At 72.5% G+C, this 13,660-nt stretch carries 12 protein-coding genes and 1 pseudogene; 7 read left to right on the top strand and 6 right to left on the bottom strand.

All coding sequences use genetic code 11. The annotated features are described in order from the left end of the window. Positions 1–23 precede the first annotated feature (23 nt). Entirely contained in the window at positions 24–227 is a 204-nt protein-coding gene (locus ACFW3D_RS37315) for a hypothetical protein (protein WP_500512262.1), read from the top strand. Positions 228–329: 102 nt separating this feature from the next. Then, positions 330–1,682: a hypothetical protein gene (locus ACFW3D_RS37310; protein WP_500512260.1), complete on the top strand. Its 1,353-nt coding sequence runs from the start codon at positions 330–332 to the stop codon at positions 1,680–1,682. Positions 1,683–1,763: 81 nt separating this feature from the next. Here ACFW3D_RS37310 and ACFW3D_RS37305 read toward each other — a convergent pair whose 3' ends face one another. Continuing rightward, complete coding sequence (locus tag ACFW3D_RS37305) at positions 1,764–2,117, bottom strand: HesB/IscA family protein (protein ID WP_018557026.1); 354 nt, start codon at positions 2,115–2,117, stop codon at positions 1,764–1,766. A 241-nt stretch (positions 2,118–2,358) separates the two neighbouring features. Between ACFW3D_RS37305 and nadA the strand changes: the two genes are divergently transcribed. Then, positions 2,359–3,534 (top strand): quinolinate synthase NadA, encoded by a 1,176-nt coding sequence (gene nadA / locus ACFW3D_RS37300; protein ID WP_500512258.1) that lies wholly within the window; start codon positions 2,359–2,361, stop codon positions 3,532–3,534. A 15-nt stretch (positions 3,535–3,549) separates the two neighbouring features. Continuing rightward, positions 3,550–4,429 (top strand): annotated as a pseudogene (locus ACFW3D_RS37295) (GNAT family N-acetyltransferase). 66 nt (positions 4,430–4,495) lie between these two features. Here the strand turns inward: ACFW3D_RS37295 and ACFW3D_RS37290 are convergent. From ACFW3D_RS37290 to ACFW3D_RS37270, 5 genes are all read right to left on the bottom strand, one after another. After that, positions 4,496–7,636, bottom strand: coding sequence for an efflux RND transporter permease subunit (locus tag ACFW3D_RS37290; protein WP_500512256.1), 3,141 nt, complete (start codon positions 7,634–7,636; stop codon positions 4,496–4,498). Between the two features lie 164 nt (positions 7,637–7,800). Continuing rightward, entirely contained in the window at positions 7,801–8,487 is a 687-nt protein-coding gene (locus ACFW3D_RS37285) for a response regulator transcription factor (RefSeq protein WP_500512254.1), read from the bottom strand. Next, positions 8,484–9,722, bottom strand: a complete 1,239-nt coding sequence (locus ACFW3D_RS37280; protein ID WP_500512252.1) for a sensor histidine kinase — start codon at positions 9,720–9,722, stop codon at positions 8,484–8,486. Before ACFW3D_RS37280 ends, ACFW3D_RS37285 begins: the two co-directional genes overlap by 4 nt. An 89-nt stretch (positions 9,723–9,811) precedes the next feature. Continuing rightward, entirely contained in the window at positions 9,812–10,090 is a 279-nt protein-coding gene (gene pspAA / locus ACFW3D_RS37275; RefSeq protein ID WP_500512250.1) for a PspA-associated protein PspAA, read from the bottom strand. Between the two features lie 20 nt (positions 10,091–10,110). Beyond that, a complete protein-coding gene (locus tag ACFW3D_RS37270) occupies positions 10,111–10,902 on the bottom strand; it encodes a PspA/IM30 family protein (RefSeq protein ID WP_500512248.1) in 792 nt (263 codons plus the stop codon). A 195-nt stretch (positions 10,903–11,097) separates the two neighbouring features. Between ACFW3D_RS37270 and ACFW3D_RS37265 the strand changes: the two genes are divergently transcribed. The 3 genes from ACFW3D_RS37265 (at position 11,098) to ACFW3D_RS37255 (ending at position 13,617) form a co-directional block, all read left to right on the top strand. Beyond that, positions 11,098–11,688, top strand: coding sequence for a DUF3043 domain-containing protein (locus ACFW3D_RS37265; RefSeq protein ID WP_500512246.1), 591 nt, complete (start codon positions 11,098–11,100; stop codon positions 11,686–11,688). Positions 11,689–11,756: 68 nt separating this feature from the next. Continuing rightward, a complete protein-coding gene (locus tag ACFW3D_RS37260) occupies positions 11,757–12,467 on the top strand; it encodes a class I SAM-dependent methyltransferase (protein WP_500512244.1) in 711 nt (236 codons plus the stop codon). Positions 12,468–12,516: 49 nt separating this feature from the next. Next, a complete protein-coding gene (locus tag ACFW3D_RS37255; RefSeq protein WP_500512242.1) occupies positions 12,517–13,617 on the top strand; it encodes a S1C family serine protease in 1,101 nt (366 codons plus the stop codon). The last annotated feature ends 43 nt before the right edge of the window (positions 13,618–13,660 follow it).

The raw sequence follows: 13,660 nt of genomic DNA, 5'->3' as shown, positions 1-13,660 counted from the left end.
GCCGGGTACCTATGGTCGTGTCTATGACCACTCCTCTTCCCACCGCGCCCCTCGACGACCCCGAGTCGCTCGCCGAGCTGATCGGCGACTGCCGCAAGATGGCCGCGCACTGGGAGGTCCCCGCGGAGAGCGAGTCCGCGCGGGTCAGCCCGGCGAGTCTGCACGGGATCACGGTGCCGGCCGCGTCGTCGCACGTCGTCGAGGGCATGGCCGAGTACGCCGACTGATCGGAACCGCGAGGCGCTCCGGCCCGTCCAAGTGGCGTCCCCCGGTCGAAGGACCGGGACGTCGGCAGCTGTACGCAGCCGAGCGGAGCCTAAGGAGCCATCGTGGAGAGCGAGCCGACGCGACCGCGCCGCCGGCACAGGTCACCGTGGGTGACGTCGGCGGTCGCCGTCGCCGTGCTGGCCGCCGGGGGCGGCGGCGCCTACTGGGCCTCGTCGAACGCCGAGGGCGGTGTCCCGCGTGCCTCGGGCGGTAGCGGGGACGGTTCGCCGGAGCCGCTCGAGCTCGACGGGGCCGGCCGCGGCACCGGCGCCGGACTCACCGTCCGGGGCGAGCTGCCGGACGGCCCCTCCTCCGCCGCCGTGCAGCACCCGGGCAGCGTGTCGCGTGCCGCGGTGGAGCGGCTGGCGCGCGCCCTGGGTGTGCCCGGCACGGTGAAGTCCGATCACGGCGCCTGGAAGGCCGGCGGCACCCCGGACGGCGGCGGCCCGGTGCTCCGGGTGAACAAGGACGCGCCGGGCACCTGGGCGTACTCGTACTACGGCGGCACACCCCGCAAGGACCGTGCCCCCGCCCGGGACGACCTCGCGGTGCCCGCGGCGAAGGCGCTGCGCAAGGCGGCGCCGGTCCTCGCGGCGCTGGGGCTGAAGGACGCGCGGACGGACGCGGGCGAGGTCTCGGGGGTACTGCGCACCGTCACCGCGGACCCGCGGGTGGCGGGGCTGCCGACGCACGGCTGGCGGACGGCGCTGCAGGTCGCCTCCGACGGGCTGCTGGTCACCGGGTACGGCATGATGGCGCCGCTGACCAGGGGCGACACCTATCCGGTGGTGTCGGCGAAGGAGGCGCTGAAGCTGCTGGAGCGCCCTGGGACGGGCGGTGACCTGGGGATCGGCGACTGCCCGACCGTGGTGCCGAAGCCCTCCCGCGCGCCCGGCGACGACCCGGCGCTGCCGCAGGTGCTCCCCTGTGTGCCGGGAGCGCACCGGCAGATGGAGGTGCGGAAGGCCGAGTTCGGCCTGTCGGCGCAGTTCGTGGCCGGACGGCAGACCCTGGTGCCGTCCTGGCTCTTCGAGGTGACGCAGGAGGGCGTGCGGCGCGCCTCGGTGCTGGCCCAGCCCGCGGTGGACCCGGCGTACGTACGGGGCGGCGCGGCGTCTCCCGCACCCTCGGGGACGGCGGCGCCGGCCGTCGCGACGGCGAAGGTGGAGTCGTACCGCACCGAGGGCACGGAGCTGACCCTGCGCTTCTGGGGCGGGGTGTGCAGTGACTACACGGCCTCCGCCGACGAGTCGGGCGCGGTGGTGAAGGTGAAGGTCACGGTGGTGCAGAAGAACCCGGGGAAGGCCTGCATCATGATCGCCGAGCGGTTCTCCCGCACCGTCCGGCTCGACACCTCACTGGGCGACCGCAAGGTCGTCGACCTCTCCGACGGCAGCACGGTGCCACGGAAGTAGGCCGGCTGGCCGCCCGGGAGGCGGCTCAGGACATGCCGAAGGCGGCGGGCACCTCGGGTGTCCGCCGCCTTCGCGCGGGGCTCAGTGGAACGAGTCGCCGCAGGCGCAGGAGCCGGTGGCGTTCGGGTTGTCGATCGTGAAGCCCTGCTTCTCGATCGTGTCGACGAAGTCGATGGAGGCGCCGCCGAGGTACGGGGCGCTCATGCGGTCGGTGACCACCTTCACGCCGCCGAAGTCCTTCACGACGTCGCCGTCGAGCGAACGCTCGTCGAAGAACAGCTGGTAGCGCAGGCCGGAGCAACCGCCCGGCTGGACGGCGACGCGCAGCGCGAGGTCGTCGCGGCCCTCCTGCTCGAGCAGGTTCTTGACCTTGGAGGCCGCCGCGTCGGACAGGAGGATGCCCTCGCTCTGGCTGGTCTCGTCCTGAACCGTCATCTGATCCACTCCCGGGTTGTACGGATGCTGCCACAACGGTGAACCGGTGGCCGCCCGGATTCATTCCTCCGGGTCCGATGGGTCTTCGCGCCATCCATGCTCGCACACCGGGCCCCCTGCGGGTAATGCGTCACACTGACGCGAGGGCCATCGTCATTCTGACGCGAACGGGTTATGATAGATAGCGTCAAACAGACGAAAAGGTTGAGCCGCAGTTCCGCAGAGAAAGGGCTTCGGGCCCGTGACCACCACATCCGAACCGCTGGACGTCCAGCCGACCCCGCTCGCCCTGCTCCTCCTGGGCCGCGAGTCCGACCCGCGCAGCGAGCGCGGCGTCGACTGTCCCGGCGACCTGCCCGCCCCCTCGGACCCGGATCTGGTGGAGCGCGCCCGCGCCGCCAAGGCCAAGCTCGGCGAGAGGGTCTTCGTCCTGGGCCACCACTACCAGCGCGACGAGGTCATCCAGTTCGCCGACGTCACCGGCGACTCCTTCAAGCTGGCCCGTGACGCCGCGGCCCGCCCCGAGGCCGAGTACATCGTCTTCTGCGGCGTGCACTTCATGGCCGAGTCCGCGGACATCCTGACCTCCGACGCCCAGCAGGTGATCCTCCCCGACCTGGCGGCCGGCTGCTCCATGGCCGACATGGCCACCGCCGAGCAGGTCGCCGAGTGCTGGGACGTGCTGACCGAGGCCGGCGTCGCCGACGTCACCGTGCCCGTCTCCTACATGAACTCCTCCGCCGACATCAAGGCCTTCACCGGCCGGCACGGCGGCACCATCTGCACCTCCAGCAACGCCAAGCGCGCCCTGGAGTGGGCGTTCCAGCAGGGCGAGAAGGTGCTCTTCCTCCCCGACCAGCACCTCGGCCGCAACACCGCGGTGCGGGAGATGGGCTTCTCCCTGGAGGACTGCGTCGTCTACAACCCGCACAAACCGAACGGCGGCGTGACCGCCGAGCAGCTGCGCGACGCGAAGATGATCCTGTGGCGCGGCCACTGCTCGGTGCACGGCCGTTTCTCGCTGGAGTCGGTGGAGGACGTGCGGGCCCGCATCCCCGGCGTCAACGTCCTGGTGCACCCCGAGTGCAGGCACGAGGTTGTCGCCGCGGCGGACCAGGTCGGTTCGACCGAGTACATCATCAAGGCCCTGGAGGCGGCCCCGGCCGGTTCGTCCTGGGCCATCGGCACCGAGCTCAACCTGGTGCGCCGGCTGGCCAAGGCGCACCCGGACAAGCAGATCGTCTTCCTCGACAAGACCGTCTGCTTCTGCTCGACGATGAACCGGATCGACCTGCCTCACCTGGTGTGGACGTTGGAGTCGCTGGCCGACGGCAAGGTCGTCAACCGCATCCAAGTCGACCGGGACACCGAGCACTTCGCGAAGCTCGCGCTGGAGCGGATGCTCGCCCTGCCGTAGGGGCAGGATGGGCGCATGATCCTGCGCCCCATGCACGACACCGACGAGGACGCCGACGCGGTGGCGGTCGTGGCCGCCGCCGCGTTCGGCGCCTCGCGCGCGCTGCGCGGCGACGGCCCGCCCGAGGAGACGCCCCCGGAGCGGGCCGCCCTGCTGCGGCGGCGGAACCGCTACCTGGCGCGCACCGACCCCGGTGGCTGCTGGCTGGCCGTCGACGAGAACTCCGGCATGCCGCTGGGCGTCTCGATGTCGACGCGCCGCGAGGGGACGTGGGGGCTGTCGTTGTTCGCGGTGCTGCCCTCCGCGCAGCGGCAGGGGGTCGGCCGCGAACTGCTCGCCGCCGCCCTGGCGTACGGGCGCGGCTGCCTGCGCGGCATCATCTGCGGCTCGCCCGACCCGCGGGCGGCGGCCGTCTACCGCCGGGCGGGCTTCGCGCTGCACCCGGCGATGCGCCTGGAGGGCGCGGTCCGCAAGGCCGGCCTTCCCGCGCCGGACGGCGCCGTGCACGAGGGCTCGGCCAAGCACCGCGACCTGATGGACTCCGTGGACCGCCGCACCCGGGGCGGCGCGCACGGCCCCGACCACGACCACATGCTCAGCGAGAGCCCCCTGTTGGTCGTGGACGACCTCGCCGGCAGCGGCTACTGCTACGTCGGCCGGGCACGTACGGCTGCTGGCCGCGACCTCGCGCCGGCTGGCGTCCCGGCTGCTGACCGCCGCGCTGCTGAGCCTGCCCGAGGGCACCACGGCACGGGTCCCGAACCTGACGGCCGAGCAGCAGTGGGCGGTGGACGTGGGGCTGACCGCCGGGCTGGAGCTCAGCACCTCCGGCTGGGTCTGCCTGCGCGGGATGCGTCCGCCCGAGCCGTACATCCCCTCGGGGTTCTTCCTGTAGACGGGGCAGGGCCCGGGGCGTTCACGAACGCCCCGGGCCCTGCCGCCGGTTGTACCGCGCCGGGTCTCAGACCCCGGCCAGCTCCGACTCCTTCTGCGTCTCCGCGTCGCCCGGGCCGCCGGACTCGGCCGCCCGCTTCAGCGCCTTGCGCTTGGCACGGCGCTCCTTGCGGATCTCGACCGCCGTGTAGAGGGTCGGGACCAGCAGCAGGGTCAGCAGCGTCGAGGTGAGCAGACCGCCGATGACGACGATGGCCAGCGGCTGGGCGATGAAGCCGCCCTCGCCGGTGACCCCGAGGGCCATCGGGAGCAGGGCGAAGACGGTCGCCAGCGCGGTCATCAGGATCGGGCGCAGACGGTGCCGGCCGCCCTCGATGACGGCCTCCACCACGCCGTACCCCTGGGCACGGTACTGGTTGATGAGGTCCATCAGCACGATCGCGTTGGTCACGACGATGCCGATGAGCATCAGCATGCCGATCAGCGCCGGTACACCCATCGGGGTGCCGGTGATCAGCAGCAGGCCGATCGCGCCGGTGGCCGCGAACGGGATGGACACCAGCAGCACCAGCGGCTGGATCAGGCTGCGGAAGGTACCGACCAGCAGCATGAAGACGATGGCGATCGCCGCGAGCATGGCGAGCGCGATCCCTGCGTTGGCCTCGTCCTGTTCCGAGGAGACACCGCCGATCTCGACGGTGGCGCCCTTGGGGAGGTCGAGCTTGTCGAGCTTGTCCTTCATCGCGTCGCTCACCGCACCGGTGTCGTCGCCGGTCGGCTTCGCCGTGATCGTCGCGGCGCGAGCGCCGTCGATCCGGGTCTTCTGCACCGGGCCGGGGGCCTCGACGACCTCGGCGACCTTGCTCAGCTTCACCGGTCCCGCAAGGGTGGGGATGGTGAGGGCCTTGAGCTCGGCGACCGTCCCGGCCTTCTGCCCGGACACCACCCGCACATCGCGCTCGGTGTCGTCGAGCACCGCGGTGCCGACGGTCGTACCGCGCACCGCCTGGGTGACGGCGGCACCGATGACGGCGTCGTTCAGGCCGTACTTGGCGGCCTCGGCCTGCTTGGCGTGGACCTCGATCCGGGGCACGCTCTGCGCGAGGTCGCTGGTGACGTCGGTGACGTCGTCCAGGCCGGCCACGGCGTCACGCACCTGGGCACTGGCCTTGGCCAGGGTGCCGGCGTCCGCGGCCTTGACCACGGCCGACAGGTTCTGGTTTCCGAAGCCGTCACCGCTGGAGACCGAGGTCGTGCCGACGCCGTCGAGGCCCTTGAGGCCCGTCCGGATCTCGTCGAGGACGTCGGCGCTGTCGTCGGCGCTCTTCAGCTTCACCTGGAAGCTGGCCTGGTTGGCCCCGGTGCCGCCGCCGAAGGCCGCCCGGAAGCCGGAGGATCCGACCGTGACCTGGTAGTCCTCGACCTGGTCGATGCCCTCCAGCAGCTTCTCGACCTTGCGGGCGGCCGCGTCGGAGGCCGCGAGGCCGGTGCCCGGCGGGAGTTCCTGCTTGACGGTCAGGGTGTCCTGGTCGTTCGACTCGAAGAGATTCGTCTTCAGCAGCGGGGTGAGTCCGACGGTGACCAGCAGGACCGCGACGGCGATGAGGACGCTGGTCAGCCGGCGCCGGGTGGCGAAGCGCAGCACCGGCACGTACAGCCGCTGCAGGGCGCCCCGGGACTCCTCCTCCTCGGCCCGGCGCCGGATCTCCTCCGGGGCGATCCTGCCCGCGTCGGCCGGGGGCTTGAGGAACCAGTACGACAGCACCGGGACGATCGTCAGCGACACCAGCAGCGAGGCGAGCAGCGCCGCGGCGACGGTCAGCGAGAACGAGCCGAACAGGGCGCCCACCATGCCGCCGACCAGGCCGATCGGCACGAAGACGGCGACCGTGGTGAGGGTGGAGGCGGTGACCGCGCCGGCCACCTCGCGCACCGCGGCGATGATCGCGGACTGCTTCTCCTCGCCGTAGGCGAGGTGCCGCTTGATGTTCTCCAGCACCACGATCGAGTCGTCGACGACACGGCCGATGGCGATGGTCAGCGCGCCCAGCGTGAGCACGTTGAGCGACAGGCCGCGGGTCCACAGCACGATCAGCGTCAGCACGACGGAGAGCGGGATGGAGACCGCGGTCACCAGGGTCGAGCGCAGCGACCCCAGGAAGACCAGGATGATCACGACCGCGAAGAGCAGACCGAGCAGGCCCTCGGTGGTCAGGCCGTGGATCGACTTGGAGACCGCGGGGCCCTGGTCGCTGACGACGGTGAGCTTGGCGCCCTTGCCGAGGTCGCGCTCGAGGTCGGCCAGCTTGTCCTTGACGGCCGAGGAGATCGCGACGGCGCTGCCGTTCTGGTCCATGGTGACGGCGACGCCGAGGCTGGGCTCGCCGTCGGTCCGGGTGATGGACGCGGCGGCGTCCGGGCGCTCCGCGACGGTGGCGACGTCGCCGAGGCGCACGGGCTTGGCGCCCGCGGGGATCCGCAGGTCCTCGATCTCGCGCACCGACGCGTACTCGCCGCCGACCTGGACGGTGCGGCTCTTGCCGCCGTCTTCGAAAGAGCCGGCCGGGACGGCGTGGCCGCCGGCCTGCAGCGCCTGCACGAGGGCGGCCGCGCCGAGCTTGCGGGCGGCGAGCTTCTCGTCGTCGGGCGTGACGGTGACGATCTGGTCCTGGACACCGGTGACGGTCACCTGGCCGACGCCGTCGATGTCCTGCAGCACCGGGAGGACCGTGCGGTCGAGCGCGTCGGCGAGGGCCTGCTGGTCCATGCCCGTGGAGGAGGCGGCGAGGACGACGGTCGGGAGGTCGTCCGTCGAGCCGGCGATGACCTGCGGGTCGGCGTCCTCCGGCAGCCGCGAGGAGACCCGGTTCACCGCCTGCTGGACGTCGGCCATCAGCTTGTCGCTGTCGTTGCCGTAGTCGAACTGGGCCGTGATCACGGCAGCGCCCTCGCTGGCCGTGGACGTGACGCCGGTGATGCCGTCGACACCCTTGACGCCGTTCTCGATCGGCTCGACGACCTGCTTCTCGACGACGTCGGGGGACGCGCCCGGGTAGGTCGTGATCACCGACACCACGGGCAGGTCGAAGGAGGGGAACAGCTGCTGCTTGAGGGACGGTATCGCGATGGCGCCGAAGCCGATGGCGACCACCGCCATCAGCGCGACAAGACTGCGCTGGGCGAGGCTGAACCGGGACAGCCAGGACATCGTGGTGCGGTCTCTTCTCTGTGCTCAGAGTGGTGGGATGGTCTCGGGTTGCGGACTTTTGTCAGCCCACGCCACTTTCTCCTGCCGCGGAGGGTGGTTTCCTCAGCCCGAGGTCGTGATTGCCCGCGGGGGCGTACTGCGGATGCGGTACGCGCCGGTGGTACTCAGCGCGGGGTCGGGCGCACCAGACCGGACTCGTACGCGGCGACCACCAGCTGCGCGCGGTCGCGGGCGCCGAGTTTGGCCATGGTGCGGTTGACGTGCGTCTTGACGGTGAGCGGGCTCACCCCGAGGCGTTCGGCGATCTCGTCGTTCGGCAGCCCCAGCGCCACCTCGACCAGCACCTCGCGCTCGCGTGCCGTCAGCGCGTCCAGGTCGGGGAGGGCGGCGCCGCCCTCCGAGGGCAGTGGGCGCCGGCCCCCGCTCTGCGCCAGGAACTGGGCGATCAGGCTCTTGGTCGCCGACGGGGACAGCAGCGCGTCGCCCGCGGCGACGGTACGGATCGCGTCGAGCAGTTCGCCGGGCTCGGCGCCCTTGCCGAGGAAACCGGCGGCGCCGGCGCGGATCGCCTGCGCGACGTACTCGTCGGCCTCGAAGGTCGTCAGGACCAGGATCGCCACGCCGGTCAGGTCCTCGGCCGCGGTGATCTCACGGGTCGCGGCGAGGCCGTCCGTGCCGGGCATGCGGATGTCCATCAGGACGACGTCGGCCCGGGTGCTGCGGGCCAGCGCGACGGCCTCGGCGCCGTCGGAGGCCTCCCCGACGACCTCCATGTCCGGCTCGGACTCCACGAGGACGCGGAACGCGCCCCTCAGCAGCGCCTGGTCGTCCGCGAGCAGCACCCTGATCATGCCGGGATTCTCCCATCCCCGCGCGGGCCGGCCGGCGGGCCCGGCACCGCCAGCGGCAGGCGGGCGTGGACGCGGAAGCCGCCCCGCGTGCAGGGGCCGGCCTCGCAGGTGCCGCCGAGGGCCGCGGCGCGCTCGCGCATGCCGATCAGGCCGTGGCCGCCGCCCGCGGTGCCCGGAGCCTGCGGGCTGCCGCCGCGGTCGACCACGGTGACCTCCAGCGCCTCGCTGCCGCGCGCGATGCGGATCTCCGCCCGGGCGCCCGGGCCGGCGTGCTTGTGGACGTTGGTGAGCGACTCCTGGATGACCCGGTACGCGGTGAGGTCCACGCTCGCGGGAAGCGTGCCGGGGTCCTCCTCGACGACCTCCACCGGCAGGCCGGCCCGGCGGAAGCCGTCGACGAGCTGGTCCAGCACGCCGAGGCCGGGCGCCGGTTCCATGGGGGCGGCGGGGTCCCCGGACTGCCGCAGCAGGCCGACGGTCGCGCGGAGCTCGTCCAGCGCGGAACGGCTGGCCTCGCGGACGTGCGCGAGGGCCTGCTTCGCCTGGTCGGGGCGGTTGTCCATGACGTGGGCGGCGACGCCGGCCTGCACGTTGACCAGGGCGATGTGGTGGGCCACCACGTCGTGCAGTTCCCGGGCGATCCGCATCCGCTCCTCCGCGACGCGGCGCTTGGCCTCCTCCTCCCGGGTGCGCTCGGCCCGCTCGGCACGCTCCTCGACGGCCGCGACGTAGGCGCGGCGGTTGCGGGTGGCCTCACCGGCGGCCGCGGCCATGCCGCTCCACGCGAACAGGGCGATGTTCTCGGCGGAGTACCAGGGCCGGGCCCCGAAGAGCATGGCGATCGCGGGCAGCAGCAGGCAGGTCACCAGGCCCAGCCGGAAGGTGGTGGTGCGGTCGGTGCGCGTGGAGGCGGAGAACAGCGCGACGACGACGGTGGCGGCCACCGGGGCGCGGCCCTCCCCGGTCGCCGTGAGCAGGTAGACCACGGTGACCGCGCCGGTGAAGGCGAGGACGCCCAGCGGGCTGCGCCGGCGCAGCAGCAGCGCGGCGGAGCCGAGCACGGCCAGCAGGATGTCGGGGACCGAGGCGTCGTACCGCTCGGTGTGCGGCCCGATGAACATGTTGCCGAGGACCACCGCCAGGACGGCGAGCGCCAGCCCGGCGTCGAGGGCGATGGGGTGGGCCTGCGGCCACAGCCGGGCCCGGTCCTTCATGGATCGATGCTGCACGCTCATCAACGGTACGGGTCCCCACGGACGGCCGTGCCCCGGCCCGGTGCGGTACCGGGCCGGGGCACGTCGGCGAGTGCGCTGGTCGGTGAGGGTCAGCCGGGGATGAGTCCTTCGTCCCCGAGCAGTTCCCGGACCTCCTCCAAGGTGGCGTCCGGGGCCGGCAGGATCAGCTCGGACGGCTCCAGCGAGTCGTCCGGCAGAGGTGTGCCGAGCCGCCGCACGGCGTCGAGGAGCGCGGTGAGCGTGCGCCGGAACCCGGCCTCGTCACCGCTCTCCATCTCCGCCAGGAGCTCGTCGTCGAGCTTGTCGAGTTCGGCGAGGTGGCTCTCGTCCACCGTCACCTGGCCCTCGCCCATGATCCGTACGATCACGACGCCCTCCTCCGGGGTGTCTACTGCTTGTCGAACCGGGGCTGGTCCTGGGTCTGCGACTGGGTCTGTCCCTGCTGCTGCCCGCCCTCGATGGCCTGCTGCGGGGAGCCCCCGGCCAGCTCGGCCTTCATCCGCTGCAGCTCCAGCTCGACGTCGCTGCCGCCGGAGAGGCGGTCGAGCTCGGCCTGGATGTCGTCCTTGGCGATCCCGGTCGGGTCGTCGAGGGCGCCGGAGGCCAGCAGCTCGTCCAGGGCACCGGCCCGGGCGCGCAGCTGCTCGGTCTTGTCCTCGGCCCGCTGGATCGCCAGGCCGACGTCGCCCATTTCCTCGGAGATGCCGGAGAAGGCCTCGCCGATCTGGGTCTGGGCCTTGGCCGCGCTGTAGGTGGCCTTGATGGTCTCCTTCTTGGTGCGGAAGGCGTCCACCTTGGCCTGCAGGCGCTGGGCGGCGAGGGTGAGCTTCTCCTCCTCGCCCTGCAGCGTCTGGTGCTGCGTCTCCAGGTCGGTGACCTGCTGCTGGAGGGCGGCCCGGCGCGAGAGCGCCTCGCGGGCCAGGTCCTCCCGGCCCAGGGCGAGCGCCTTGCGGCCCTGGTCCTCGTACTTCGCGGACTGCTGCTGCAGCTGGTTCAGCTGCAGCTCAAGGCGCTTGCGCGAGGTGGCGACGTCCGCGACACCGCGCCGCACCTTCTGCAGCAGCTCCAGCTGTTTCTGGTACGAGTAGTCGAGCGTCTCGCGCGGATCCTCGGCCCGGTCAAGGGCCTTGTTGGCCTTCGCGCGGAAGATCATCCCCATCCGCTTCATGACACCGCTCATGGGCCTCGCGCGCCCCCTTCATTCAGCTCGCCAGCACACCTCTACAGACCCCACAGTACGGGGCCTGGTTCCATTACCCCACTGTTCTGTTGCGGATGCGCTCATCCTTAGGAACGATCACAGTTCGATGACCTCAGGCCCAGGGAGTAGGTGAGGGGCTGGGGGTCCCGTCGGCGAGCACGTAACCTTGGAGTCGTGTTCCGACGTCGTTCCCAAACCGAGCAGGCCGCATCCGCCACCGTGGTGGAGGACCGGCAGCCCCGCGACCCGCAGGCTCCCAAGGGCCGCCCCACCCCCAAGCGCAGCGATGCCCAGACGCAGCGCCGCAAGGCGGTGACCACGCCCACCGACCGCAAGGCCGCCACCAAGCAGGCCCGTGAGGCCCGGCGCGCCGACCTCGCCAAGCAGCGCGAAGCGCTGATGAACGGCGACGAGCGCTATCTGCCCGCCCGTGACAAGGGCCCGGTGCGCAAGTTCGCCCGCGACTACGTGGACTCGCGGTTCCGTGTGGCGGAGTTCTTCCTGCCGCTGGCCGTGGTCATCCTCGTGCTCAGCATGCTCCGCAACCCGGCGCTGCAGAACATCTCGCTGCTGCTGTGGCTCGTGGTGATCGTGCTGATCGTCGTCGACTCGGCCGTCAGCGGTCTGCTGCTCCGCCGCGAGCTGGCCAAGCGCTTCCCGGACAAGCCCACGAAGGGCGCCGTCGCGTACGCCCTCATGCGGACCCTCCAGATGCGCCGACTGCGCCTGCCGAAGCCGCAGGTCAAGCGCGGCACCAAGCTCTGAGCGGGAACGGCGGGTTCGCCGAGGCCGCCGGCTCGTGGCTGGACCGGCTGGGCGGACTGCGGAACACCGTGCGGCAGGAGCTGGTCGCGCGCCAGCTCGACGAGCAGATCACCGCGCGCTTCCCCGTGGGGCGCCGGCTCAGGATCCTCGACGTGGGTCCCGGTCAGGGCACCCAGGCGCTGCGGCTGGCCCGCGCCGGTCACCTGGTCACCGGCCTGGAGGCCGATCCGGGGATGGCGGGCGTGCTGCGCGAGGCGGTGGCCGCCGAGCCCGAGGGCATACGCGAGCGGATCACCCTCGTCGAGGGCGACGGCCGGGAGACCGGCCGGCACTTCGGGCCCGGCAGCTTCGACGTGGTGCTCTGCCACGGTGTGCTGATGTACGTGCCCGAACCGGACGCCATGGTCGCCGGGCTCGCCAGGGTGCTGGCCCCCGGGGGGCTGCTGTCCCTGCTGGTGCGCAACGCCGACGCACTGGCGATGCGGCCCGCGCTGCAGGGCGACTGGGCCGGCGCGCTGGCGGCCTTCGCGGCCGACACGTACACCAACCGGCTCGGGCTGCCCGCGCGCGCCGACCGGCGCGCGGACCTGACGACGACCCTCAGCGCCATCGGCGCGCCGCTGCACGCCTGGTACGGGGTGCGGGTCTTCACCGACACGGCGCCGGACGACGCCGTGGAGGTGCCGGCGGAACTGCTGGCCGCCGAGGAGCTGGCCGGGCGCACCGACCCCTACCGGCAGGTCGCGGCACTGCTGCATCTGTGCGGCGTACGGAGCTGACCGGGGCGGGATACCCGGGACGGGGCGCCGCGAACGCGACACTTCGGTCATGCGCGATTCGAAGCCGAACCGATGGCGGCCGCCGGCGGCACTGCGGGCGGCGGACCTGCTGCTGGCCGTCGCGTGCTGCGGGAGCCTGGCCGCCGGATGCACGGGGGACTCCCCCTCCCCCAGCGCGGCGTCCTCCGCACCCGCGCCCGTCGCCGCCTCCGAGCTGGCCGGCGCCCGCGACCTGGAGCGCTCCTACCAGCAGGTGGTCAAGGCGGTACTGCCGTCCGTCGTCCAGATCAACACGTCCGAGGGACTGGGCTCCGGCATCGTCTACGACACCAAGGGCCACATCGTCACCAACGCCCATGTCGTCGGCAGCTCCGACACCTTCGAGGTCACCCTCGCCAACAGCGACACCCCCCACAAGGGCCGGCTCGTGGCCGCCTATCCCGAGCAGGACCTGGCCGTCATCGAACTCGACGACCCGCCGAGCGGGCTGCGCGCGGCGTCCTTCGGGCGGTCCCGCGACGTCCAGGTCGGGCAGATCGTGCTCGCCATGGGCAGCCCGCTCGGCCTGAACAGCAGCGTCACGCAGGGCATCGTCTCGGCCGTCGGCCGAACGGTCAGCGAGACCGGGGCCGAGGGCGGCACCGGCGCCACCCTGGCCGACATGGTGCAGACCTCGGCGCCCATCAACCCGGGCAACAGCGGCGGCGCGCTGGTCAACCTCTCCGGCCAGGTCATCGGCATCCCGACGCTCGCCGCGGTCAACCCCACGATGGGCGACTCCTCGGCGCCGGGCATCGGCTTCGCCATCCCCGCGGCGACCGTCACCCGCATCGCCGACCAGATCATCGAGCACGGCAAGGTCGTCGACTCCGGCCGCGCGGCGCTCGGCATCGTCGCGCGCACCGTCCTCGACGAGGACTTCCAGCCCGCGGGGGTGGGCGTCGTCGAGGTCACCAGGGGCGGGGCGGCGGACAAGGCCGGCATCAAGGCCGGGGACGTCATCGTCCGGGTCGGGGGCGACGACATCACCACCCTGCAATCGCTGTCCGAGGCACTGGTGCAGCACGCCCCCGGTGACACCGTGGACGTCACCTTCCAGCGCGGCGGCGACGAGAAGACCGTCAAGGTCACGCTGGGGCAGCTCCAGTAGGGGCCGGGCGCAGCGGGGGCGGGGTCGTGGGACGTCCCACGAC

The sequence above is a fragment of the Streptomyces sp. NPDC058864 genome (genome assembly GCF_042742985.1).
Taxonomy (GTDB): domain Bacteria; phylum Actinomycetota; class Actinomycetes; order Streptomycetales; family Streptomycetaceae; genus Actinacidiphila.
The sequence above is the reverse complement of the archived record's forward strand: the minus strand, read 5'-3'. Positions and strand labels throughout refer to the sequence as shown.